Origin of the sequence: Niastella populi (assembly GCF_002078015.1) — a bacterium.
GTDB classification, from domain to species: domain Bacteria; phylum Bacteroidota; class Bacteroidia; order Chitinophagales; family Chitinophagaceae; genus Niastella; species Niastella populi.
In genome coordinates, this window is the sequence record NZ_LWBP01000210.1 from 25,140 (window position 1) to 51,281 (window position 26,142).

General features: G+C 47.5%; 14 protein-coding genes. 11 read left to right on the top strand and 3 right to left on the bottom strand.

Annotated elements, in window-relative coordinates:
• The first annotated feature begins 313 nt into the window (after positions 1 to 313).
• Positions 314 to 763, top strand: coding sequence for a YqgE/AlgH family protein (locus A4R26_RS25675; protein WP_081169390.1), 450 nt, complete (start codon positions 314 to 316; stop codon positions 761 to 763).
• A gap of 14 nt (positions 764 to 777) precedes the next feature.
• Positions 778 to 1,053 (top strand): hypothetical protein, encoded by a 276-nt coding sequence (locus A4R26_RS25680; RefSeq protein ID WP_081169391.1) that lies wholly within the window; start codon positions 778 to 780, stop codon positions 1,051 to 1,053.
• Positions 1,054 to 1,152: 99 nt separating this feature from the next.
• Here the strand turns inward: A4R26_RS25680 and A4R26_RS25685 are convergent, their stop codons facing one another.
• Positions 1,153 to 4,854: a CBM96 family carbohydrate-binding protein gene (locus tag A4R26_RS25685; protein ID WP_081169392.1), complete on the bottom strand. Its 3,702-nt coding sequence runs from the start codon at positions 4,852 to 4,854 to the stop codon at positions 1,153 to 1,155.
• A 54-nt stretch (positions 4,855 to 4,908) separates the two neighbouring features.
• The gene (locus tag A4R26_RS25690) at positions 4,909 to 6,579 is read right to left on the bottom strand and encodes a CBM96 family carbohydrate-binding protein (protein WP_165760414.1); all 1,671 of its coding nucleotides are present in this window, start codon (positions 6,577 to 6,579) and stop codon (positions 4,909 to 4,911) included.
• Between the two features lie 469 nt (positions 6,580 to 7,048).
• Between A4R26_RS25690 and A4R26_RS25695 the strand changes: the two genes are divergently transcribed.
• Positions 7,049 to 7,660, top strand: coding sequence for an NAD(P)H-dependent oxidoreductase (locus tag A4R26_RS25695; protein ID WP_242675018.1), 612 nt, complete (start codon positions 7,049 to 7,051; stop codon positions 7,658 to 7,660).
• A 2-nt stretch (positions 7,661 to 7,662) separates the two neighbouring features.
• Positions 7,663 to 9,561, top strand: coding sequence for a monovalent cation:proton antiporter-2 (CPA2) family protein (locus A4R26_RS25700; protein WP_081169394.1), 1,899 nt, complete (start codon positions 7,663 to 7,665; stop codon positions 9,559 to 9,561).
• A 186-nt stretch (positions 9,562 to 9,747) separates the two neighbouring features.
• Here the strand turns inward: A4R26_RS25700 and A4R26_RS25705 are convergent, their stop codons facing one another.
• Positions 9,748 to 10,515, bottom strand: coding sequence for a MerR family transcriptional regulator (locus A4R26_RS25705; RefSeq protein WP_081169395.1), 768 nt, complete (start codon positions 10,513 to 10,515; stop codon positions 9,748 to 9,750).
• Between the two features lie 566 nt (positions 10,516 to 11,081).
• Here A4R26_RS25705 and A4R26_RS25710 point away from each other — a divergent pair.
• The 7 genes from A4R26_RS25710 (at position 11,082) to A4R26_RS25740 (ending at position 26,053) form a co-directional block, all read left to right on the top strand.
• Positions 11,082 to 13,937, top strand: a complete 2,856-nt coding sequence (locus tag A4R26_RS25710; RefSeq protein WP_081169396.1) for a glycoside hydrolase family 31 protein — start codon at positions 11,082 to 11,084, stop codon at positions 13,935 to 13,937.
• Positions 13,938 to 13,956: 19 nt separating this feature from the next.
• Positions 13,957 to 17,076, top strand: coding sequence for a SusC/RagA family TonB-linked outer membrane protein (locus A4R26_RS25715; protein WP_081169397.1), 3,120 nt, complete (start codon positions 13,957 to 13,959; stop codon positions 17,074 to 17,076).
• Positions 17,077 to 17,093: 17 nt separating this feature from the next.
• Complete coding sequence (locus tag A4R26_RS25720) at positions 17,094 to 18,683, top strand: RagB/SusD family nutrient uptake outer membrane protein (protein ID WP_081169398.1); 1,590 nt, start codon at positions 17,094 to 17,096, stop codon at positions 18,681 to 18,683.
• Positions 18,684 to 18,713: 30 nt separating this feature from the next.
• Positions 18,714 to 20,138 (top strand): hypothetical protein, encoded by a 1,425-nt coding sequence (locus A4R26_RS25725; RefSeq protein WP_081169399.1) that lies wholly within the window; start codon positions 18,714 to 18,716, stop codon positions 20,136 to 20,138.
• Between the two features lie 255 nt (positions 20,139 to 20,393).
• Entirely contained in the window at positions 20,394 to 23,633 is a 3,240-nt protein-coding gene (locus tag A4R26_RS25730; RefSeq protein WP_242675019.1) for a SusC/RagA family TonB-linked outer membrane protein, read from the top strand.
• A 23-nt stretch (positions 23,634 to 23,656) separates the two neighbouring features.
• On the top strand, positions 23,657 to 25,477 hold the full coding sequence (locus A4R26_RS25735; RefSeq protein ID WP_081169400.1) for a RagB/SusD family nutrient uptake outer membrane protein: 1,821 nt from the start codon (positions 23,657 to 23,659) through the stop codon (positions 25,475 to 25,477).
• Between the two features lie 162 nt (positions 25,478 to 25,639).
• Positions 25,640 to 26,053, top strand: a complete 414-nt coding sequence (locus tag A4R26_RS25740) for a DUF2541 family protein (protein WP_133054778.1) — start codon at positions 25,640 to 25,642, stop codon at positions 26,051 to 26,053.
• Positions 26,054 to 26,142 lie beyond the last annotated feature (89 nt).

The following is a 26,142-nucleotide window of genomic DNA, read 5'->3' on the forward strand; positions in this document are numbered from 1 at the left end:
CCAGCATGATTAAATAGCAACGTTGGCGATGTTCTTAACTGATACTAAATGGGAAAAGAGAGTACCTGTGATACGGTCTGTTCGTGTAAGAATAGTTTTTCATGGAATAGATGTTATTGGATATCATTTACGAATGCAAAGTTAGAGGAAATATGCAGGTATGCAAGAAAATACTTATAAAATGTAGAAATATATGTTCCAGTTGTTGAAAATGGGTAATGAAGCGTATTTAACCATAACTGCGCACCACATTCATCGATGATGCCGGTCAGTCGCTGAATACAACTAATTAAGAACTTCTTACATTTACTATATGAAACCAGGAACCTTTTTAAAAAGTACGCCGCTTTTAGCCGACACGGTGTTTGAGAACTCGATAATATTTATCGTAGAAGTAAACGATAAAGGTGCAATGGGGTATATCATAAACAAAAAGTATCACCGGGCATTGAACGAGCTGGAAGAGTTCAAACACGTACGTTCCTTCCCTTTATATGTCGGCGGCCCTGTAGACCAGGAACATCTTTTCTTTATTCATAAGCGACCCGATCTGATAACGGGCGGAACGCCCATTGCTGATGGTGTTTTGCTGGGCGGAAATTTTAAAGAAGCTGTTACACATATCAACAACAATTTACTTACCGGCAAAGACGTTACCATTTTTCTTGGATACTGCGGCTGGGATCGCGGAGAACTGGAAGCAGAGATTGCCGAAGGAAGCTGGGAGATCATAGGAAAAGAAACACCTTTTCAGGAAAACTGAAAATAAGCTATATCATGACAAACATCCCTGTTGAAAAATTAGAACTGGTAGTGGTTTTTAAAAAAAATATTGAATTGGTAAATGCAAAGGAGATTCTTGATAATGGTAAGGTAATTTGCAGGGAAGGCATGGATTCAGGCCGGGGCAAACTCTACTACTATAGAACAGGTCCTAAGTTTATACTCACATTTGAAAAGGAAGCCGACAAGCAGCGTATACTAACTCAATTCGAGGCATTACCCGAAATACATGAGGTATATACACCCGATTGGGATAAGTGTAAAGACTAACAACCCACAAAACAAAAAGGTGAACATTCACGACCTGTGTGCCAGGAAGCAATGTTCACCTTACCTACCGGATCGATCAGGATCCAACGGCAGGAAGCGTTATTCTTTCAGTAATTTCCGTGTAACGATCTTTCCGTTATACACCAGCTTCAGCAGATAAATTCCCGCCGGAAGTTGCTTCATGTTCAGCGATGTGCGGTGGTCGCCGGCCTGCAGCCAGGCGTTCACAAGCACTTTCACCTGTTTACCCGTCATATCAAATGCCGCCAGTTGCGTATGGCCGGGCGCCGGTAATGAAAATGTAATAGTGCCTGTTTCCCTGAATGGATTGGGATAACTGCCCAGTGTTAATTTCAATACATCGGAAACCAGTCTTTCCGCCCGGGTACTGGTTCGAGCTGTGGAACCATTTGTTGTAATCACCAACCGGGGCGCATTGGAACCAAACTCAGAAGAATTCCAGAAGATCCGCGGCTCGTGCGCGGCCTGGCTTTTCAGCGCCAATGAAATGCCGGTTCTGCCCGCCTGCAATTCGCTTTGCACATAATCGGTAACATCCCAGGTGATATAAGCGTAAGCGCTATTGGTAACGGTAGCCGATGCCAGCGCGGTGTTTCCTGAAACAGGTTTATTATTCCAGGTAAGGGCATTTTCTGTCCATGTAATATTGCTTACCGGGAAAACGCCGACAGGCACACTGGGCACGGTGGTAAGATCAACTTTTCCATATACGCTCAATGTGGCAGAGCTGACATTTGAAATACCGCCTGCATCGAAACGCAGATATGTTTCCCTGTTATTACCGGTGGTAGTTGATGGGTTCACTTTAGTGATAAGCAATGTTGAATCTGTAACCCCGTGCGTAATGCCGGCATTGGCGCCGTCGCGTACATAGGCGTCCTGCACGGGCACCAGTGTAATGGTTTCACCGCCCGAACCGGTTTGTATTTTTACTTCCGTATAACTGTTCCAGGCATTTACACTATTGCCATGCCCTACAATGCGAACATATTTTGCACTGCGTGGCGTAAAGGTGAATGTTTCCAGGTTCAACGTACTGCCGCTGCTTACCACCCCCGTTGCAGCGTTGGTAAAGTTAACGCCGTCATTGCCTGTAAGTATATCAAAAGTTGAAGTTCGCGTATTACCACCGTAGAAGGCGATCTGCACACCGGTAACCGTAGCCGCATTGGCAAGACAGAGCTGGATCCATTGCCCGTCGCCATTGGCCGACCATCGTGTGTTGAGATCATTGTCGAGTACATTGGCCGGTACATTGCCATCGTTCCCGCTGGCAGTTACCGGTTCGCACGCAGGTTCGCCGCCATCTGCAATAACCGATAATACAGGTGGGTTGGAACCAGATTCACTGGAATTCCAGAATATACGCGGGTCATGCGCCTGCTCGCTCTTCAATGCCAATGCTATTCTTTTACGCCCTGCCGCCAGTTCCGCTTTTACATAACTGGTAACATCCCAGGTGTAATAGGTAGCGGCCGCATTGGTAACGGTAGTAGATGCCAGCGCTGCAACCGATGAAGCGGGTTTGTTGTTCCAGGTAATGGTGTTTTCTGCCCAACTGGTATTGGCCACTGAGAACACACCTACCGGTACGGCTGGTACGGTAGTTAAGTCAACCTTGCCAAATACTTTTAATTGTACAGAGGCCACATTGCCGGTAAGTGAGGTAAGATCGAATAGCAGGTACGACTCGCGGGCATTGTTTAATTGTGCGCCCGGCGCCAATTTGGTAATAAGAAGGGTAGAATCGGTAGTGCCGAAATTTGTACCTGCATTGGTGCCATCGCGCACATAGGCATCGTGTATGGGCGTATAACTTAACGCCGGCGGCGCTACCCTGAAATGTGCGGTATAAGTAGCATCATTATCGGTGATGTTAATATTTTGTAAGGCGGCGCCGCCATGTTCCCAGTGGTCGAACAAATAAGTTGTGCCATTTACTGTCTGGGGCGAAATTGCTTCCATCGGCCGCACCATACCACTCAGCGCAGGCGTATTATATGGAGCGGTAAAAGGCACATCATCTAACCGTATTTGTAAACCCGCCGGTACAGTGCGAAGTGAAAGTGTAGACAGGATCGGGAAGATCTCTACATAAGTAGTATCCCTTGCGCCCTGCGCATCACGCACAACCAGGTACAGCCGGTACCAGATATCGGTTTCAACATGGCCTTCGGCTGAAATAGGAAATGAGCCGTTACTGACGCCATCAGCGATCTCAGGTCCGGGGTGAATATGATTGGCATGATGAAAATCAACCCACCACTCAAAATTGGCAGCCGGCAAATTACCGTTCTCCGCATCGGTGCCTGTACCGCTGAAACTAATGGTTGTACCGGCTCTGAACGATGCGCCATTCACCGGACTGGTAATGGCTGCTACCGGGGGCGTGTTGGGTTGTGTTACCGTCAACGTGGCATTGTTACTTGTAACCGAGCCTGCGTTGTTCGTGACAACCACACTATATGTGCCGGCATGGGATGGTTGTACATTGGTAATGGTGTAGGTCGCCGATGTAGCGCCGGAAATAGCGGTGCCATTCTTTCGCCACTGGTACGTAGGCGCCGGGTTACCCGTAGCGGTAACGCTGAACGTAGCCGTATTACCCTGCGATATAGTAATACTTTGCGGCTGCGTGGTAATCACCGGCGCCTGCGTGCCGGTATAAATAATTCTGTAAAGCGCATTATTGTTCCTGCTTAAATAATACAGGTTGCCATCGGTTCCCTGTTTAACATATACGAGCCCACTGCCGAGGTTTGTACCAAAATTGCTGCGGGTGGGGGAGGTGGCGGCAGGGTTGATATGATCGATCCATGTGCCGCAGTAGTCGAGAAAGAAATAACGGCCGTTATATGTTGATGGATAATTGCTGATGGCCCCATTGAAGAACGTACCGCCATTTATGGCGCAGCCCTGCCCTGCTGGCGGTGGATCATTACGGTTAGTTGCGTACACATAAATGGGATTGGTAAAACCGGTGCAACCGCTGGTGCACATGCCCTCCTTGCTGGGCCACCCGAAATTACGTCCGCCGGTAGTGGCGTCATTGATCTCTTCCCAGGTGGCATTGCCCACGTCGTTCACAAAGATCTTTCCACTTACGGGGTCTGATGCAATGGTAAAAGGATTTCTCAATCCGTAAGCCCAGATCCTGCTGCGGGCGGCATTGCCGGTAAAAGGGTTACCGGCAGGCACGGTGCCATCTGAATTGATGCGTAATAATTTTCCAAGATAATTATCGAGGTTTTGCGAATTGGAACCAACCTGGTTCTCACCCACGGCAACATATAACTTACCATCATTACCAAATGCCAGTGCGCCCCCATTATGATAAATACCGCTTAATGTGGGCAGATCGAGTATGGGCGTTTCTGAACCGGCCACATCCCCCGTCATGGTAAAACGGCTCACGCGGTTATGCGGCCCCGAGGTATGCGTATAATACAGGTAAATGAACTGGTTGGTGGTAAAGTTTGGATCAATGGCTACTCCAATCAAACCTCTTTCCCCGCTGGTATTTACCGAAAGACTAACGGCGGGGGTAGATAAAAGGCTGCCATTTTTTACAACCCGGAGCTGACCGCTCTGCTGGCAAATAAGTACGCGGCCATCGGGTGTGAAAGCCATGGCGGTGGGATTGCTTAATGATGCGGTGACCTGAACGCGTTGAAAATTGGCTGGCAAAGTTTGCCCCTGTACTTTGGAGAATAGTAACAATAATAATATGAACAGGGTTGGCCATGCCGGCCATGCTTTGAGGATGTTTCTTTTTTTCATAATGATGGTTAAGGTTAATGACGAAAGAAATGCTATCGCTGCTGTAGATGTCAATTATTCCTTCAGCAGTTTTCTGGTAATGACTTTATCGTTATAAGTTAGCTTCAATGTATATACGCCGGAGGGCAGGCGGCCGGCATTGAAACTGGCTTTATGATTTCCCGCCTGAAGTATACCGTTTACCAGCACAGCTACCTGTTTGCCGGTTATATCGTACACTGAAAGATGGGTATTGGCCGGTTTGGCGAGGGAAAAAATAATAGTGCTGTTGTTTTTGAACGGGTTGGGAAAACTGTTTAACCCGCTCACCGTTGTTACACCGGTTATCTCCTGCCGTGCACCGGCGGCGGTTGTAATGGTTAATTGTGGCGCATTGCTTCCGGTTTCTTTCGAATTCCATAATAACCGGCCCTGTGTTTCCTCGTGGTTCTTCAATACAAAGGAAACTTTTGAACGGCCTGCAGCTATTTCGCTCTGAATATAGCTGCCTACATTCCAGTTGTAATACCGGGCCGTAGCATCGGTAACTGTTGTGGTGGCCAGTGCTGAAGAAGCGGAAGCCGGTTTATTGTTCCAGGTGATGGCCGATTCGGTCCAGCCGGTATTGGAAACCGTATACGCTCCAACAACAATATTGGCATCGCGGTTATCCTCCGTACGTCCGTTTACTTTTAAAGTAGCTCCGGTAACGGTGCCTGTTACGGAAGAAAGATCAAAGATGAAATAGCTTTCGCGGTTGTTGTTTGCCTGGCCTGCGGGCGCAACTTTGGTAATCAATGATGTTGGGTCGGTTGAACCAAAAGCGGTGCCGGCATTGGTGCCATCGCGTACGTAGGCATCGTGCTGTGCGTTCAGGTTTATGGGGCCGCCCGGGTTGCTGCCGCCTATACCGCTGGGACAAAGGCTCGCACTGCTTTCTGTAATACAAAAATCGTTGAACCGTACCTGTTCATCGCGCAGCACATCGTCTTTGCCGCGGTATACACCCCATTTGCCGCGGTTATAATCGGCGCCCGAGCGCCACATATCGAGGCTGTTGTTGGTATAAGAAAGTAAAAGTGCCCCGTCGCTTACGCGCGTTAATGTGATCTCGAATGTGCCCGCGCTGCCATCACTGCTTTTGTATTTTACATAGGCTTCAACCCAGTTGCCTTTAAAAGGCGCCAGGTCAACTTGTTTAACTGTGCCGAGGCTACCGCTGCCTTCGCCTGAACTGTGAATGATCTGCATCTTTTGCGGATTGCCGGCGCGTGGAGTAATGGTGATCAATGGCGCTCCGGCATCGCCTTCGATCGCTTTTATCTGAAAAATATGGGTGAACCGGCTGGAGGGAATAAAACCGGCGTCCAGTTTAAACTTCCAGCGATAATAAGCTGTTTGTCCCTGTGTGTGCTGCATGTCGGCAGGAGATCCTGACCCGCCTTTTATTTCCATACGCACCCTGTCTTCGTTCGTACAACGGTCATCATCGGCATCGGCATGACTGTGAAATACAAATACATATTTCCCTAGCGTGTTGTCAAATGCCTGCGTAACATGCGGGCCAAACGATGTATGTCTGCAATCGGGGTTCTCATTGCCAAACCCTTTTGAACTAATTAGGCTATAGGCGGTACCCGAACCGGTAGCGCTTAATGTAACCTGTGCGTGTAATGGATAATAGAGAAATAACAAAAGTAAAATTACAGCGGCTGTAAGAAGCCGGTTGTGTAGTAACGGTTTCATGTTGAACAAGGCTTTAAAGTGTAAATAATAGATGCCCGCCATCAGACCGGATGAGCATGATCTGTTGGTGCAGGTTGTAAACTGGCAGAGGTAGGGGTATGTGCTGTTCCGGGAGTATAGTTTGCGCGGTATGTGAACAGGCTAAGAGAACGAATATACCATAGCGATATATTCGCGAATGTTTTGTTTTTTCATATAGCAGTTGTTTTAAGTGAGAAGAAGGTCTATGAAGTAACTACTTTCTTCTATCAACCGCGTCCCTGCAATTAGCCGAATGGTAAACTATTTTAGCATCGTTTATCTGATAACGATAGAAAATACAGCCCCGGAATTCAAGCAAAAAAAGAACTATTTATATTTCATTGTACCTGACAGGATGTCTGGAAGATGACGGGCCTGCCCTAAATAAAAATTATTGATAAAAATTGTAATTTCTCTTAAGTTGTGGCTTAAATAAATGGGGGAAAGCATGATGAAGAAAATCCTGGTAATTTTTGCCCATCCGGTGTTAGAGAAGTCGCGGGTGCATAAATCGTTGCTGCACTCTATATCCCGGCTCGACCATGTAACTTTCAACGATCTCTACGAGAATTACCCCGATTTCGACATAGATGTAAAAAGAGAACAGCAGTTGCTGCTTGCGCATGACATCATCATCTGGCAGTTTCCTTTCTATTGGTACAGTGCGCCTGCTTTATTAAAGCAGTGGCAGGATCTTGTTCTGCAGCATGGGTGGGCGTATGGAAAGAACGGGATGGCGTTAAATGGCAAAAAGGTCTTCAACGTAATTACATCGGGCGGCGGTATGCAGGCCTATCAGCCTGATGGGTACCAGCATTGCACCATGAGCGATCTGTTGCGGCCTTATGAACGTACCGCCGCCTTGTGCCATATGGCCTACTGGCCCCCTTTCTGGGTTCCGGGAACACATAAACTCGAAGCGGCACAGATAGAAGAATTCGGCGAAAAATACCGGCAGCTCCTCATTGAATTGGGAAAGGGTAATTTAACCGATGAGGAAATACTGCCCGTTAACTGTATAAACGACCTCATAGAAATTACGAAAAGTAACACGGCATAAACATGGAGCATTCATTTTTTTCTACCGCATTGGTTTTCCTTGCAGCGGCCGTTTTGTTTGTACCGCTGGCAAAAAAGTCGGGACTGGGTTCTGTATTAGGTTATCTTATTGCCGGCGTTATCATTGGCCCGTTTGTAATGGGGTTTGTTGGCAAGGAAGGGCAGGATATAATGCATTTTGCCGAATTCGGGGTGGTTATGATGTTGTTCCTGATAGGGCTTGAACTGGAACCCGAGTTGTTATGGAAACTGCGTAAGTCGATCCTCGGGCTTGGCGGGCTGCAGGTAGTGCTCACTACCATTGTTATCGCGGGCATTGCCATGTTGTTCAATTTTGTATGGCAGCAGGCGCTGGCGCTGGGAATGGTGCTGGCTTTGTCTTCAACAGCCATTGTGTTGCAAACCCTTTCTGAAAAAGGGCTGATGAAAACATCTGCGGGACAAAGTGCGTTTTCAGTTTTGCTGTTCCAGGATATAGCTGTAATTCCAATGCTCGCACTTTTTCCTTTACTGGCCACTATTGGGAATGGAGGTGAAAAAGCGGCCGATCCGCATGCCGTAAAAACATGGGTTGATGGTTATCCGGGCTGGCTGCATGCACTGATCGTGCTGGGGTCAATTGCCGCTATCATTGCGGCAGGAAGAATTGCGGTTCGCCCCCTGCTGCGGATCATTGCCAAAACCAACATGCGTGAAATTTTTACCGCTTCCGCACTTTTGATCATCGTTGGTATTGCCGTTCTGATGACGCAGATAGGGTTAAGTCCGGCCCTGGGCTCGTTCCTTGCCGGCGTAGTGCTGGCCAACAGTGAATACCGGCATGAACTGGAGAGTGATATAGAACCGTTCAAAGGACTGCTGCTCGGCGTATTCTTTATTGCCGTTGGCGCTTCCATCGACTTCAATCTTGTTGCCGCACAATACAGCCAGATCATCTTGTGGGTATTTATTTTGATCGCTGTTAAAGTGGGCGTACTATTATTTCTGGGAAAGTTTTTCAAGGTCAGTATAGAGCAGAACTTTATTTTCTCCTTTAGCCTTGCACAGGTAGGCGAGTTCGCTTTTGTATTGTTCTCGTTCTCTTTACAACAGGGCATATTATCTGCGGAAACAACGAGTTTGATGACCGCTGTTGTGGCCATAAGTATGGCCCTTACGCCGCTGATCATACTTATAAATGAAAAATTCATACTGCCTAAAGTGGGAACCGATGAAGTGGAACAGCGGCCCGCTGATGAAATAGATGAAAAGAACCCGGTTATCATTGCCGGTTTCGGCCACTTTGGAAGTACCATAGGGCGTTTTTTGCGCGCCAATAAAATACCTGCCACCTATCTCGATCTTGACTCTGACCGGGTTGACGCATTGAGAAACATGGGTTTTAAAGTTTTTTACGGCGACGCTTCGCGGCATGAATTGTTACAGGCAGCAGGAGCCGATAAAGCGAAGATCATAATCATTGCCATCGATTCGCCCGAAAAGCGGTTGGAAATGATTGAAACGGTAAAGAAACATTTTCCGCACCTGCACATGCTTGTACGGGCCAAAAACCGGTTCGATGCATATGAGCTGATGAATGCCGGTATGCTGCATATTTACCGCGAAACACTGGAAACCAGCCTGCGGGTAGGGGTTGATGCCATGTCGTTGCTGGGGTATAGAAAATACACTGCGAAGCGGCTGGCAAAGAACTTTATGAAATACGATGAGGCGAATATGAAGTATTTGTCGGCCATCCGCAACCAGGAAGAGTATGTTATTGAGGCAAGAAAGTATATTGAAGAAATAGAAGAAACCATTCAGTCTGACCGGCAAAACCTGTTCTTTGGCGGCGACATGTCGTGGGACCCTGAAACGTTGCGCGAAGAAGCAAGGGCAAATAATAGTGGAACAATTGGCTGATATAAAATATAGGAGGCTGACCCAAAAGGTGGGTCGCCCTTAACGGATACATGCCTTTCCGCGAAGCAATAGGGCGGCTCACCTTTTTTACGCAAGATGAGCCACCCTTCAACGGTCAGAAAGGGGCAAGCGAAGCCAGGGGTGATCCTCCTTACAGATTCTCTTTACCTGGTCAGCCCCTTTTGCCTATTGCTTTTGCGAGTTAACATAATGCGCTGTGGCTTCTTTTATAAAAAGCGCCAGCTCCATACTGGGCAGGCCGTTAACCGGGGTGTAACGGTTGTCTTCCACATACAACTCGCCCAGTTTTCTGAAATATTCCAGTTTACCCGTTTTTATTTGTCCGCCGGTAAGCCGCAGAATGATCTGATAACGCCGCGCTATGCATTCCTGCACTTCTTTGCTTTTGGGGTCGCCGGTCATAAGCGCCGTTAATTGAGCGGTAATGTCGTTCAACTCCTTTTTCAGCGTTTCCATTTCTTCTTTGCTGAAACTGCGAAGCGTTTCCTCCGCCTCTAAAATGGTTTCCTTACCCCATTTCGTCATGGCTTCCGTTCTGTATGCTTCCATTTTTTCGCGGGAGATGCCATCATAAAGATCCTCTACCTGTAACATAGTGTTGTTTTTTAGTGTTACCAATGTTTTTTCAATGGTACCAACCAATGTGTTTATCCTTTCCTTCCGGGCCAACAGCGCCTTTTTATGTCCTTCCAGCGCCTGCACTACATCGAATGCAGGATCGTCCAGAATGGCGCCGATCTCTTTCAGCGGAAAATCGAGCTCGCGGTAAAAGAGGATCTGCTGCAAACGCAACAGTTCTTTTTCGCCATACAGCCGGTACCTGGCCTCGGTACGTACGGAAGGTTTCAACAAGCCCAGCTTATCATACAGGTGCAAGGTGCGCACGCTTACGCCCGCCAGTTTCGAGAGCTTTTTTACAGAATAGTTGTCCATCGTTTGGGTTTATACCTGACGCGAACAAATATAGCCTATGACGTAAGGTAAGGGTCAAGAGAAAACCCGGGTTTTTTTCCTTTCGTGAAGGAGAACTTACACCTTAATACCAAATCATAGCATCCTTACGGCCGATGCTACCACTGTTCTTAGGGTTTTCTTAGGGTATTCTCAGGGTGTACCTAGGGTTAAAACCCTAAGAAAACCCCAGGATGACCCTAAGATGACCCCAGGATGACCCCAGGATGGAAGGAGGAAGAGAGACAGCAAAGCGGTTGAATAAAACTGGTAAATGCCCCGGGTGTCATAACGGCGCATAAACGGTTGCCTTTCACCCGGTGTTGGCGCATGATAATTTACTGGGTTGTAAATGGCTGGTGAAGCCGGGCATTTGTGGTGCACTTTCGGGGGGCTGGGAGGCATATTAATTTCCATATTGCCCACAACATGATGTAAATCAGTTAGTCTTAACATTTAACCCCCTAATTGGAAACATTTGGGTCCCTCGTTTCAATTCACCAGGTTTTAGTTTTATGGTATCAATTAACGCTTGTATTGCTAATACTATGAAACTACGACTGCTGCTTTTTAGTATCGTGTGCACCTCATTTTTCAATGCCTTATTGGCAGAAACTCCATCTTACATTACCACGCCAACCGGCGTTATCATTTTTACCGATAGCCTGGTTACCGGAACTTCACGGGCCGTTAAACTGGAAGTTATTGCCGATAATATCATAAGGGTTATAGCTGCACCGGGTAAGGAAATGGCTGCTACCCAAAGCCTGGTTACCGCTTACAGCAAAAAGCCGGGCCTTGCCTGGAATGTGGTTCCTTCAAAAGGCAGCCTTACCTTAAAAACAAAAAGCCTTGCGGCCATCGTTGATCTCAAAACCGGGGTGGTTACTTTCTTCGATGCCAAAGGCAAAAAAATACTGGCCGAAAAACCACCGCTAGGCAGAAGTTTCGAACCTGTGGTATTCGATGGCAAACGGTTGTATGCGCTTACCCAAACATTTCAGTCAACCCCCGATGATGCGTGGTACGGCCTGGGGCAGCACCAGGATGGCGTATTTAATTATAAAGACCAGCAGGTAACGTTCTTCCAGAACAATACTGAAGTAGCCATTCCGTTTTTGATCTCCAGTAAAAACTATGGCATCCTGTGGGATAACTATTCTCTTACGAAGGCAGGGGATGCACGCCCCATGCACCAGCTTTCTTCTTTCAGGCTATATTCAAAAAATGGCGAACAGGGCTGGCTTACGGCCTCGTATTGTAATGATAGATCAAAACCGGATGACATTGTTTTGGAAAGGGCGGAGTCGGCGATCGATATGGAATTCCTGAACGATTCAAGGATACAGCTTCCGGCCGCATTTACCCCGGCCACCGGTTCGGTAATATGGGAAGGAAGCATTGCAAGCGCCATCACCGGTTTGCACAGGATCCGTTTTGTTTTCGGCGGCACCATAAAAGTATCTGTGAACGGAAAAACCGTATTGAACCGCTGGCGTAAAGCCTGGAATCCCGCGCCGGCATTGCTTCCGCTCAATTTGAAAAGCGGCGAAAAAACTGACATTCGTATTGAATGGGTACCCGAGGGCGCTGAATCCTATTTATCGGTAAAATGGCAGGAACCGCTTACGAAGACGGAACAGAATGCATTTACTTTCAGTTCCGAGGCCGGTAAACAGGTTGACTATTATTTTATTTCCGGCGCCAATATGGATGATGTAATTGCCGGTTACCGCAACCTTACGGGTAAAGCGCCCATCGTTCCAAAATGGGCACTGGGTTTCTGGCAAAGCCGCGAGCGGTATAAAACACAGGCCGAAATACTTGCCACCATCGATGAATTCCGCAAGCGAAAAATTCCTATCGATAATATTGTTCTCGACTGGAGTTACTGGCGCGAGGCAGAATGGGGAAGCCAGGATTTTGATGCAAGCCGTTTTCCTTCGCCCGATAGCATGATCGATGTGCTGCATAAAAAATACAACACAAAGCTCATGATCTCGGTATGGCCGAAGTTTTATGAAGGCATTCCCGCCTATAACGAATTTGACAGGCAGGGCTTCCTGTATAAAAGAAATATTGCCGACCGCCAGCGCGACTGGATCGGTAAAGGGTATGTTTCCACTTTCTACGATGCGTTCAATGAAAACGCACGAAAAAATTTCTGGGACCTCATTCATAAAAAAATATACACCAAAGGCATCGATGCCTGGTGGATGGATGCCAGCGAACCCGATATTTTGTCAAATGTGAGCCCCGAAAAAAGAAAACTGCAAATGACGCCGGTTGCTTTGGGCAGCGCGGCAGAATACCTGAATGCATATCCGCTGCAAAATGCAAAAGGCATTTATGAAGGACAGCGTTCAACCGATCCCGATAAACGCGTATTCTTATTGACCCGTTCAGGTTTTGCCGGTTCACAACGGTATGCGGCGGCTATCTGGAGCGGCGATATCGGCGCTACCTGGCACGATATGAAGGCGCAGATCGCTGCGGGAATTAATTTCTCCATGTCGGGCCTTCCTTACTGGACCATGGACATTGGCGGTTTTGTAGTGCCTGAAAAATTTGAAAAACCAAATGCGGAAGATCTCGAAGAATGGCGCGAGTTAATGACCCGCTGGACGCAGTTTGGCGCTTTTGTTCCTTTGTTCCGTTCGCATGGGCAGTTCCCTTACCGCGAAGTATTTAATACCGCACCGGAAACGCATCCTGCCTATCAAAGTTTTTTGTATTACGACAAACTGCGGTACCGCCTCATGCCTTATATCTATTCACTGGCCGGAGCGGCATACCATAACGATTACACAATTATGCGCGGCCTGGCTATGGACTTCGGAACCGATACTGCCGTATTGAATATCGGCGATCAGTATATGTTCGGCGGTTCATTGCTGATAAACCCCGTGTATGAACACAGGCAAACCAAACGCGAGCTATACCTGCCCAAAAGCGCCGGCTGGTACGACCTGTATTCAGGCAGGTGGTATGCGGGCAAACAAACAATTATGGCAGAAGCGCCTTATGAGCGCATGCCCGTATACGTAAAGGCCGGGTCAATTATTCCGTTCGGGCCCGAGCTGCAATACACGGCTGAAAAACCGGCCGACACCATTACGCTGAACGTTTATGCCGGCGCCGATGCGTCATTCGATCTGTATGAAGATGAAGGCGTGAATTATAATTATGAAAAAGGCGCCTATGCCATCATTCCTGTAAAATATAACGAAGCCGCAAAAACGATCACCATCGGCGACCGTAATGGAACGTTTGCCGGAATGCTGCAAAAAAGAACATTCCGTATCAATTTCATTACGCCGGGAAAAACGATGATGCTCGACTTAGGCGCCAGGACCGCCCGGGAAGTGCTGTATGAAGGAAAGAAAATGAACATAAAACTGTAGTTAAGTTAAAAATTTAAATATGAAATCAACCCAAACGATCTGCTTGCGACTATTGCTGCTATGGGGAATGTTGTTTGTATTCCTGCCTGGCAATACGTATGCGCAAACCGAAAAGATCAGTGGTACGGTATTACATCAACGTACTGCTGAGCCGGTACCGGGCGCAACGGTTACGGTTAAGAAAACCAATCGCGTTGCCGTTACCGATGCTGCCGGAAAGTTTTCGATCAATGCATCGGCCGGCGAAGTGCTGGTGATCACCTCCATCGGGTTCACTCCGCAGGAAACAACTGTTGGGGCAGGCGAGTTGAGCATACGGTTACAGGAAGCCGACAATCAACTGGAGAATGTAATTGTGATCGGTTACGGCACACAAAAGAAAAAACTTGTTACCGGTGCTAACATCCAGGTAAAGGGGGCCGATATTCAAAAGCAGAACACCACCAATGCGCTGCAGGCTTTGCAGGGGCAGGCGCCGGGTGTGCAGATCACCTCTTACTCGGGCCAGCCAGGCGCCGGTATGAATGTGATCATTCGCGGTAAAGGTACTATTGGCAATTTCGGGCCGTTGTATATTGTTGACGGAATTCAGACAGTGGATATTTCTTACCTGAACCCGGCCGACATTGAATCGATCGATGTGCTGAAAGACGCGGCTTCTGCTGCCATCTACGGCTCGCAGGGCGGAAACGGCGTTATTATAGTTACTACAAGAACCGGAAAAACCAATCAAAAACTTCAGCTTACGCTCGATGGTTTTTATGGTGTGCAGAACATAGCCCGCAAAGCGCCATTGCTGAATGGAAAAGAATATGCGATCATAATGAACGAAGCGGCTATCAATTCCGGTAAATCACCTTTATTCACTAATGACGTTGTGAATAATTTACCGGTTAGCACCAACTGGATGGATAAAATGTTTGATAAGGATGTACCTTATCAAAACTATGTATTGGGGCTGCAGGGTGGGGGCGCCGGTTCTGCATTTACCGCATCGCTGGGTTATACCAACCAGGGGGGCATTATAGGCGGTTCGGGCATCTCCAATTTCGAACGGTACACTTTCAGAATAAATTCCGAGCACAACCTGTATCAGAACATCGTTAAGATGGGGCAGCACCTCACCTTTAATTATCAAAATACAAGGGGTATTGCGGTTGACGGACAATACAACAATACTTTACGGGCTGCCTTCGGTACCAGTCCGTTCCTGCCCATGTACGATTCAGCGGGAAAATATTTCAGTGCCGATAAATTGGGCTGGTATCCGGGAAAAGCCGATCAGGCATGGAACAGTGGAGAATCGAACCCATATGCAACGATGGATTACACTACCCGTAACCGTCACAGCAACCAGGCTTTGTTTGGCGATGTGTATATCCAGGTTGAACCCATAAAAGGATTGAAATTCCGTTCAAGCCTCGGGTTGAACTATGCCAACACTCAAAGCCATGGTTATACGCCGGTTTACCGGCTTTCAATATATGCATTTAATGATACCGCCAAGGTTACCCAGTCAATGGGCAACGGCCGCACCATACAGTTCGACAATATGCTTACGTATGATTTCAAGGTGGCGAATGATCATAGTTTCAGTGTTATGGCCGGTGCCTCTTCTTTAAAAACAAAAAGCGACAGTATCAGTGGTTACAACTGGGATCTGCGTGTTTCCGATATCAGGTATGCTTATTTAAGTGTTGCCCAAAATGTGAGCAGGGGCCTTCCTTATATGGGTATTACCGGCTTCCCTTATGAGCGGGCGCTGCTTTCCTACTTCGGAAGATTACAATATAACTTCCGTGAAAAGTACCTGTTGAATGCCACCTTCCGCGCCGATGGTTCTTCCAAGTTTGCATCATCGGGCCGTTGGGGATATTTCCCATCCGTATCGGTAGGTTGGGTTGCTTCATCGGAAGAATTCATGCAGTCTGTTGCATGGCTCGATCATTTGAAGGTTCGTGCAAGCTGGGGCCGCGTGGGTAACCAGGACGTAATCGCTAACCAGTTTCTATCACCCGTTGTGTTTAACAATGCCGGGTATATTTTTGGCAACCAGGAAGGCGCATCTGTACAGGGCGCTTATACAAGCAGGCTGGCCAATCCTGATATAAAATGGGAAACATCACAACAAACCAATATCGGTATCGACGCCGTTGTGATGAAGCGGTTGAATGTAACGTTTGATTATTATGTAAAGGATACGAAAGACTGGCTGATCACCGTGCCCCTGCTGGCAACCGCCGGCGCCGATGCACCGTTGATCAACGGCGGAGATGTAAGGAACTCCGGTGTTGAACTGGCCCTTAATTACCGTAATAATATTGGCAAGCTCAATTATTCAATTGGTATAAACGGCGCATATAATAAGAACCGGATAGGCAGCATTCCAACGAGCGACGGTATCATTCATGGTAATACGAATGTGCTGTACGCGAATGCAAATGAGTTTTACAGGGCGGCGAACGGCCAGCCGGTGGGTTATTTCTGGGGCCTGAAAACAGATGGCATTTTCCAGAACGAAGCCGAAGTGAACAATTACGTAAGCAAATCGGGCAATAAAATACAGCCTGATGCACAACCGGGCGATGTACGTTATGTTGATCTTGACAACGACGGTACCATCAGCGATAAGGACAGAACGAAGATCGGTGATCCCAACCCTGATCTTACCTATGGTTTTAATGTATCGTTGGAGTATAAAGGGTTCGACTTCCTGGTACAGGCTTCCGGTGTGGCGGGCAACCAGATCGTACAATCATGGCGTAACCACTCCGGTGCACAGGGCAACTATTCAACCGAGATCCTTGGCCGCTGGACCGGTCCCGGCTCTTCCAATAAAATTCCCCGGGTAACGGAAGATAACCGCAACTGGACAAATTTTTCCGATCTGTACATCCATAAGGGCGACTTCCTGCGCATAAGCACTATTACACTAGGTTATGATCTGGCCAATGTGGTCAAAAAAAGCTATCTGAGCAGGGCAAGGTTATACGCCTCTGTGCTGAATGCTTTCACCTTCACCCGGTATAATGGCATGGATCCGGAAGTTGGCTATAATGAAGGCTTTTCTTCGGGCATCGATCTTGGTTATTATCCAAGGCCGAGAGTGGTAATGATTGGTGCAAACATTCGCTTTTAATTAAAACTGCAGTAACAATGAAAAACGTAAAACTATATATACCGGTAATTGCGCTGTTATCGCTGGCGGCCTGTAAAAAAAGCTTTCTCGATACGGAAGATGTAAAGGTTGCCTCGGATCAGAACTTTTATAAAATACCATCCGATGCCTGGAAAGCGCTGGTGGGCGCCTATGATGGCCTGCAGCGGGTATGGGCAGAAGGGGTTGCATTGCCGGTGGCAGCGGAAATAATGTCTGATAACGCATTTGGCGGTACCGGTAATTCAGATGGATTGGGCTTCCAGATGATGGATGAGTTTGACAAATTGCGTTCACCGGCCGATGTAAGCATGTTTGGTAATAACTGGACAGCCTACTACAAAGCGATCTACCGCGCAAATGTGTTGTTGTCGAAGCTCGATCAAATTGAGTGGGCCGGTAGTGAAGACCTGCGCAAAGTGTATGAATCGGAAACAAGGTTCCTGCGGGCTTATTGTTATTTTGATATGGTGCGGTTGTTTGGCAATATTCCGTTGGTAACAATACCTACAACGGAAAATGTACCACAGGCCAATCCCGATGATGTATACAAGCTCATTGCCGAAGATTGTAAGTTCGCGGCTGACAATCTTCCGGCAATAAGTTATACCAGCCAGGCTGCCGCTACCCGTGGCCGCGTTACCAAATGGGCTGCAGAATCGCTTATTGGCCGCGTTTATCTTTACTATACCGGTTATTATAATAAATCCGATCTGGCCGGCGTGGTATCAAAAGCACAGGCGCTTGCTTACCTCGAAGATGTGATCAGCAACGGCGGTTTTGGGCTGGTCGACAAGTTTGCGAACTTATGGCCTGCAGCTTCCGGCGCCAACTATGTGGGTGAAGAAAATAAAGAAACGATCTTCGCTATCAGGTATACGTACACCAGCAATTACGATGGCAATGTCGATGGCAACCACTGGCTGGTAATGTATGGAATCCGTGGTAAGAACTATGCGCCTTATGGCCTTGGCTGGGGCGGCGGTACCGTAAATGCAAAATTGTGGAATGCCTACAATGCCAATGATACCAGAAGATCCGCTACTATTGTTTCCATTGCCGGTGAGGGAATCGACCTGCAAAACAAAAACGACCAGCGGGAGTATACCGGTTATTATCAAAAGAAGTATGTGCCTATGTCTTCAGGCGATACCAGCCTGGCGGTAAAAATGGGGGGCCTCAATTTTATGATCGGCCAGTTCCAGGATTATGTTTCCATCCGCTATGCAGATGTGTTGTTAATGGCTGCCGAACTGGGTTCTCCCAATGCACAAACCTATTTCGACGATGTGCGTAAAAGGGCATGGGGCGCCAACTTCGTTCAAACGACGGTAAACCAGGCGAACATCATGAACGAAAGAAGGCTCGAGTTTGCCGGGGAAGGAATTCGTTACTACGATCTGCTTCGACAGGGGGTTGGTACTGCCGCCAGTGTAATTGGGGAATCGGTTGTACTGCAAAATGGCGGCGCCAACGTTACAAAGAATATTCTTCCTTCAAAGATCAATGAAACAAAAGGCCTGGTGCAGATTCCCAATTCACAGATCACCTTATCGAATAATGTGTTAAAGCAGAATGCCGGCTGGTAATAACATTGACAACATTTAAAAAGCAAACAAATGAAACGCTATAATAAATTAACGGTGTTGGTTGCACTGGCGGTATTTACGGTGGTCGGCTGTAAAAAGACAGACTACAGTTTAGCGGGCACGCCCGATAAATCGGAGATCGACATGGAAGTGAAACAAGACCTGCAGGTGGATGCCGGTGGTAATACGGTTTACCTTATCAATCATACCGAAAAAGTGGAGCCCTACTGGAATTATGCAACCGGTACTTCAACCCGGCGCATAGATACCGTGCGCTATGCGTTCAAGGGCGATTACGTAGTACAGCGCACAGCCATTACCGCTGGCGGCCTGGTAGAACTGGACCCTGTTACCATTCATGTAACGAAAGATAACCTGAACTATGTAAGCGACCCATTGTGGATCCTGCTGACCGGTGGGCCTGGAAATGAAAAGACCTGGCTGCTCGATGCCAATGCCAATGGCGATCAGAAATTCTTTACCAGTCCGGCATACTTTACCGGTCAGAGCAATGTAGCAAGCACCAAAGCGCCCGACGGGCAAAGCGTTATCTGGCCACAATGTTCAGATGCGTCTGACCCTATGTGCTGGAAATATGAGCCCAATTACCTGAACGATACCTGGGTGTCGCCAAAACAGGATTATGGTTTTATGACGTTTAGTTTAAAAGGCGGTCCGTTTTTGACTACCGACCATAAAGGGGTTGCTGGCGTAAATACCGAATCGGGTACGTATTATTTTGATGTAAATACCCTTACCCTCACAACCAGCAATGCAACTGTGTTAGGCGTGGCGTTTACACCCACCGATGCCGGCAATCTGTTAAGTTTAAAGGTGCTTACATTAACCGGGAACACCATGCAGTTGGCGGTTAAGCACAAGTCAAAACCGGAATACCAGGTATTGAATTATATCAGCAAACAATACAGCGACAACTGGGTTCCACCGCCGCCGCCTGCAAAAAAGCCCGACGATGGTTACAACCCATCATTTGCCGCAGGTGAACTGGTGAACATGCTTACCGGTGGCGCCGCTTCACCCGGCCGCTTCTGGGCATTGGATGTAAATGGTAACCCGGTTGACTGGATCGCAAAAGGCAATGGCTGGACAACCAGTAAAGCCTCTTCAACTCCCTGGGGATGGAATACCGATTGGGAAACGGCAGTGAATGGTGCATGGATCCGTTTCGATCTTGTAAATGGCCAAAACTATTCCCGCTACCAGAACGGAACACTTACCACCGGTACATTCACGGTAGATGAAACAAAGAATGAAGTAACCCTGGTAGGAAATACATTGTTGCAGAACCCGGCAAGTTCGTTGAACCCGACAGCTACCACACTCAAAGTAGTGAAGGGCTGGCCAACCGATTATAAAAATAAAGGCATTTGGTTCGGCACCAGCTATGATGCAGGTAAAGACGAATGGCTGTCATTCCACTATATAATGCCATAAGCAATAAATAAAAGCGAACACAGGCAACAACTTTTTCCAAAATTGTAAACGCGATAACGGAAATCAGTAATGGTTCAAATCAAATCAGAGAGGCGCCTCAAACTTGAAAGCAAGTGCGGGCGCTTCTTTACATGTAGTAACAGCCGGTTACTGGCCATCATATTATGAAATTATCAGGATGGCGCAGGATGCTTTTCCTTTGGTACATTAATACCTTGAGCACCAGTATTTATAATAATCAGTAAACGCTGCTATATGAAAAAATGTCTGCTTACCCGGGCATCGATGCTCATTTCCCATGCCCGTTATCGAAAGTTGTTGCTTTTTTCTCTCTCCATTCTGTTGTGGAGCGCCTCTTTCTCGCAAAACAGCTTAATTGTATCGGGTATTGTTGAAGATAAAACAGGGCCGCTTGAAGGTGTAAATGTGTCGGTTCAGGGATCAACGACCGGAACATTTACAGATAAGAGTGGAAAATTCACCCTGGGGGTGCCCGATCAAAATTCAACCCTCGTTTTTTCATTTATCGGTTATGTTACGCGCACCATGCAGGTGGGCGGCAACACCACCTTCAATATTACACTGGAGGCCCAGGATAAATCGTTGAACGAAGTGGTGGTGATCGGTTATGGTACCGCGCGCAAAAAAGACCTTACGGGGGCAACGGCTTCTGTAAGCGGCGCCGAGATCGTAAAGATCCCGGTAACCTCCGCTGCACAGGCTATCACCGGTAAAATTGCCGGCGTAAATGTCGTTACGCAAAGCGGTGCGCCCGGTGCGCCCATCAACATTACCGTACGCGGCGGAACTTCCATTACCCAGGGTAACTCCCCCCTGTATATTGTTGACGGGTTTCAGATGGATGATGCGTTGAGAAATATCGACGCCAATGACATCGAGACCATCGATGTAATGAAAGACGCCTCTGCAACCGCTATTTATGGCGCCCGCGGTTCAAACGGGGTTATTCTCATCACCACCAGATCGGGCAAAAGCGGCAAAACGCAGGTCACTTACAACGGTTATGTGAGCTTTGAAAAACTCGCCAACAAACTTGAGTTATTGAATCCGCAGCAATATGCCGGTTACCAGTATGAATTTCAGCTGCTGGCCGGCCGGCCCGATAAATGGGCTAAGAATTTTGGCGGTGATATCAACGATCCGAATTTCTATACCGGTGCGGCGGAATATATCCGTAATACGTATGGTAATACACCCGGCATCGACTGGCAGGATCTTGTTTTTGGCGGCACCGCGCTGTTGAAAAGCCATAGCGTAGCGCTAAGCGGCGGAAATGAAAAAACAAAAATGATGCTCAGCCTGAACCACATTGGGCAGGAAGGTATTCTGGCAAAACATGGTTTTCAAAAGACCAATGTACGCGCCAATATCAACCACCGCATCTCCGACCGCATCAGGGTTGAGTTCAATTCCAATTTCAATACTATGAAGTTGCAGGGTGGAGGTAACATGTCGGGCCAGCTGAAACTGAGCATACTGCAGCCTGTTACAGGAGGTACGCGGTTCTCAGATGCACAACTGATAGATACCGATATCAGCGAAGACATGCAGGCCGACGATTCGCAGTATGATATTTACAATCCCATCATTACAAACGACGCCGTTACCAGAACAAGGTATACCCGGCAGTTCGTAAACAATGCAGCCATCAATATCGACCTTATGAAAAACCTTACCTGGCGTACTGCCGGCAGCTACATGTGGCAACAGATACGGGAAGATTTCTGGGACGATGGCCGTACAAAAACTTCCCAAACCTATGGCGGTCCCTGGGGCAGCCGTGACAACAGTGAAAAATATTCCTGGCAAATAACCAATACCCTGAACTGGAAAAAAACATTTGGCGGGCACAGCCTGAACGTAATGGCCGGCCAGGAAACCTATTATAGCGAGTCTATAAACCTCGATAATACCTACTCAGGATTCGGACCTAACAATTTTGGTTTGAACAATGTGGCCATGGCCGATACCCTGTATGATAAAGGATCAGGCAAAAGCCGGTTTGGACTGGTATCGGTATTTGGCCGTATCATGTATAGTTACGCCGATCGTTACCTGGTAACCGCCACTATGCGTGGCGATGGGGTTTCGAAATTTGCACCCAGCCGCCAATGGGGCGCATTGCCCTCCATTTCGGCCGCATGGCGTATTTCACAGGAGGAGTTCATGCAGGATTTCACTTTCTTCGATCAGTTGAAATTACGCGTGGGCTACGGAACCACCGGTAACTGCAACATCGACGACAACATGTATGTCACTGCCTACGGCGGCGGTTATTATGCCATCAACAGGCAACAGGTGAATACGCTGGTGCCGGGGTCCAAACTGGCGAACGAGGAACTGGTATGGGAAAAAACGAACTCGTTCAACGTTGGTGTCGATATGGCCATTCTCAAAAACCGCGTAAACCTCAGCGCTGATTTTTACAACCAGCAATCGAATAATTTGTTGCTCGAAGCCAGCATCCCCACCTCAACCGGTTACTCTACCCAGTTTCAGAATATCGGTTCCATTCGCAACCGCGGGGTGGAGTTTGTGCTGAACACAAAAAATATTGTGAGTAAAGATTTTCAGTGGACAACCAACCTGAACATTTCATTCAACAGGTCGCGCGTGCTTCATTTGAATGGCACCGACAGGTTAGCTCCCTCCGATATGTTCATTATTGAAAAAGGCAAATCGTTAGGAAAATTCTACGGCTACCAGTACGATGGCTTATATACCACCGACGATTTTGTTCAGAATGGAAGTACCTACACGTTGAAAGATGGCGTTGCCCGTTTAAAGGGAAGTAATGCCGCCAATGTTAAACCGGGCGATATAAAATATAAACCAGCTGCCGGCGAGTTTGATACGAAAGGCAACCCGGTTTGGAGCACGGCCGACCGCACCATCATCGGCAGGGGCGAACCCGATTTTACCGGCGGTATCACCAACACGTTTGCCTATAAAGGATTTGACCTGAACATTTTCATGAACTTCGTTTCAGGCAACAAAATATTCAATGCCAACTCCCGTCGCTTCTTAGGGCCCTACCTGCCCAATCAAACCATGCTGGCGCCTATGGCCAGCCGTTTCACACTGATTGACCCTGCAACCGGCCAAGAAACAACCGACCTCGCGCGCCTCGCCGAGTTGAATCCCAATCAATATGCCGCTGACGCCATGTGGAGTTTGCATTCAGATAACAGCAAGGCCATAAGCGATAATATCAATTATTACCTGGAAGATGGTTCCTTCCTGCGTTTGAATACGATTACCCTCGGTTATTCATTGCCCCGTCAATTATTGAAAAAGGCCGCGATCAACCAGGCAAGGGTATACGCAACCGTGAACAACATTCACACCTTTACAAGCTACACAGGCTACGATCCTGAAGTGGCTAATACAGATAACCCAACAAAGAAAGGCCTCGATGATTCGGCCTATCCCCGCGCAAAAAGTTTTGTGATCGGTTTGAATGTAACCTTCTAGTCCTAATTTAAAAACGAACAGCAATGAAAAAGATATTATATAATATAACCATATTGACATTTGCGGTGCTGGGCTTTACTTCCTGTAAAAAATGGCTCAATATGCCATCTGAAAGTAAGTTCGACAGCGAAACCACTTTCCAGACCGTCGACAAAGCGGAGATGGCTGTATTGGGCATTTACCCGTTTACATTCAACAGGGAATTGTATTATCAGTTTGGCATGGGTACCGATGAGTGTTTCTCAACCGAAGGAGAAACAAATTCGAAGAACCAGTTTTCGAATTATGTGTATTCGCCCGGTATTACACCAACAGATACCTATACCGCCATGTACCGGGCCATTGAATATGCCAATGTTTGTATAAAGAATCTGAGCGCGATGACCGCGGCCGGCGAAGCTGAGCAAAAAAAGATAAACATGTTGCTGGGCGAGTCGTACGCCATGCGCGCAATGAGCTATCTGAATGTGGTGCGCCTTTTTGGCGATCTGCCGTACCCTACCATACCCGTTCAGGACGCAGGTACTTTTTCTTCATCGCGGGTTAGCCGCGATACCATTTATGATGGTTGTGTGGCCGACCTGCAAAAAGCGATCGATCTGTTGCCATGGAAAAGCGAAGGCATGGTGGCAACGCCGGAACGTTTTACAAAAAATGCCGCCTATGGCATCCTGGCCCGGGTAGCGTTATATGCGGCCGGTTATTCGTTGCGTTGGGACCTGGCCAGTTATTCGGCTGGTTCTATTACTATGGGGCAGCGCACCGATGCGGCCCGTATACGCGAGTTGTACCAGATTGCGTCCGATGCATGCAATGCGGTTATGACGAAAGGCGAGAATGATCTGCTGGGAAGTTTCGAAACCGTTTTTCGCGACCTCGTGAATGGCAGGTACAATAAAGAGTCAATGCTTGAGTACGGTCAGTACGGCACTAATGTGAACGGCTCGGCCATTGGTTATACAAACGGCATGTTTGCCCATACCAGTTCTTTGTATGGAAAAGCAGAGCCTTTAATGGGAGCCATGCCCACATTATTGTATGATTTCGGGGAAGGCGACCAACGCCGTGATGTAAGCATTGCAACGTATGGGGTAACTTCAGCCAACAAACGCCAGATGAACCCCTACGGAAGCAACCGCATTGGTAAGTTCCGCGTTACCTGGAAATCAGGATCGGGTACGGCCATCAATAAACGCGATATCAACTGGCCCTGGCTGCGCTATTCAGATATATTGCTGATGTATGCAGAAGCACAAAACGAGTTGAACAATGGCCCTTCCGCTACCGGCAAAGCTGCATTTGAAAAAGTAAGGATCCGGGGTTTTGGCGGCGATGCCGGCAAAATTGGAACAACGCCCGCTACTTACCAGGATTTTAAAAATGCGATCATCAATGAACGTAAACTGGAACTGGCATTTGAAGGCTTGCGCAGAACCGACCTGGTTCGCTGGGGTATTCAGTATGAAGTGCTGAGCCAGGCAAAGCAAAACGTGATCGATATGGCAAATAAAACAGGAAAGTATGCCAATATCGATCTGTTCAGGGCGTATAAACTGGAAACAGCTACCACATTCAATGATCCCGTTGTAGCCATTCCGTATATCGGTTATAAAACAGCGCCCACGCCGGCAGAGCAGGCTCAGTTGACTACCGACGGATATACATTGCTGAATATGCACAGCAATGTGGCGCCACACGGCGGCCGCGAGTTGGCGGCAAGCCAGGCCTGGGTAAAAGCTATCTTCAGGGGGCTCGAAAAAAATAAAACGGAACTGTTACCGCTGAACACTACTACAATTGATAACAACCCTGGTTTGGCCGGGCAGCAACATCCTTTGTATTAAAATAAAAATGATGAACCTCAGAAGGGGTGGGTCGCCTGGAGCGGCCCACCCCTTTTGCTTTAATGTTGTTGTGATGAATTATCTCCCCACGGAACAGATTTTGCTGCACTTGTTATTAAAGGTGATGCCATCTTATTGTTTCATATAAAAAAAGGAGAAACTATGAAAAGAATGATTTTGTTTTTAATGACAACGTTTCTGACTGTTACCTTTTTGCATGCGCAAAAACCTGAGGTGATCATAAAAGACAAAGCCGGATGGAACAAGATCGGCGACGCAAAGGTTGATTTCAGCAACGACAAGGATAAATTTATTTTATTATGGAAAGATAAATTCAAAATGCTGCAGATAAGGGTAAAAGACGCGCCTGTTCATATTGAAACCATGTCGGTAGAATATGAAGGGGGAACAAAGGAAGATATTTCGCTGGCTTCAGAGCTTAAGAGCGGTTCAGCAAGCCGGGAAATAGAACTTAAGAACCCCGATAAGGAAATAAATAATGTAACATTCGTATATCGTACCGTTTCCGGTTCCGGAACTTCCAAAGCGGAAGTGGAACTATGGGGTATGAAATGATCTGAGGTAGCGCGGCTCTTATAATTGAGCTACGATTATCCTGTCAACGGAATAGCAGCCTGCCATTGGGAGGCTGCTATTTTTAAGTC

What these genes read in the sequence shown, in the direction of transcription:
- A4R26_RS25675 (WP_081169390.1), top strand. Translation starts at nt 314, where the DNA reads ATGAAACCAGGAACCTTTTTAAAAAGTACGCCGCTTTTAGCCGACACG.
- A4R26_RS25680 (WP_081169391.1), top strand. Translation starts at nt 778, where the DNA reads ATGACAAACATCCCTGTTGAAAAATTAGAACTGGTAGTGGTTTTTAAA.
- A4R26_RS25685 (WP_081169392.1), bottom strand. Translation starts at nt 4,854, where the DNA reads ATGAAAAAAAGAAACATCCTCAAAGCATGGCCGGCATGGCCAACCCTG.
- A4R26_RS25690 (WP_165760414.1), bottom strand. Translation starts at nt 6,579, where the DNA reads ATGAAACCGTTACTACACAACCGGCTTCTTACAGCCGCTGTAATTTTA.
- A4R26_RS25695 (WP_242675018.1), top strand. Translation starts at nt 7,049, where the DNA reads ATGATGAAGAAAATCCTGGTAATTTTTGCCCATCCGGTGTTAGAGAAG.
- A4R26_RS25700 (WP_081169394.1), top strand. Translation starts at nt 7,663, where the DNA reads ATGGAGCATTCATTTTTTTCTACCGCATTGGTTTTCCTTGCAGCGGCC.
- A4R26_RS25705 (WP_081169395.1), bottom strand. Translation starts at nt 10,515, where the DNA reads ATGGACAACTATTCTGTAAAAAAGCTCTCGAAACTGGCGGGCGTAAGC.
- A4R26_RS25710 (WP_081169396.1), top strand. Translation starts at nt 11,082, where the DNA reads ATGAAACTACGACTGCTGCTTTTTAGTATCGTGTGCACCTCATTTTTC.
- A4R26_RS25715 (WP_081169397.1), top strand. Translation starts at nt 13,957, where the DNA reads ATGAAATCAACCCAAACGATCTGCTTGCGACTATTGCTGCTATGGGGA.
- A4R26_RS25720 (WP_081169398.1), top strand. Translation starts at nt 17,094, where the DNA reads ATGAAAAACGTAAAACTATATATACCGGTAATTGCGCTGTTATCGCTG.
- A4R26_RS25725 (WP_081169399.1), top strand. Translation starts at nt 18,714, where the DNA reads ATGAAACGCTATAATAAATTAACGGTGTTGGTTGCACTGGCGGTATTT.
- A4R26_RS25730 (WP_242675019.1), top strand. Translation starts at nt 20,394, where the DNA reads ATGAAAAAATGTCTGCTTACCCGGGCATCGATGCTCATTTCCCATGCC.
- A4R26_RS25735 (WP_081169400.1), top strand. Translation starts at nt 23,657, where the DNA reads ATGAAAAAGATATTATATAATATAACCATATTGACATTTGCGGTGCTG.
- A4R26_RS25740 (WP_133054778.1), top strand. Translation starts at nt 25,640, where the DNA reads ATGAAAAGAATGATTTTGTTTTTAATGACAACGTTTCTGACTGTTACC.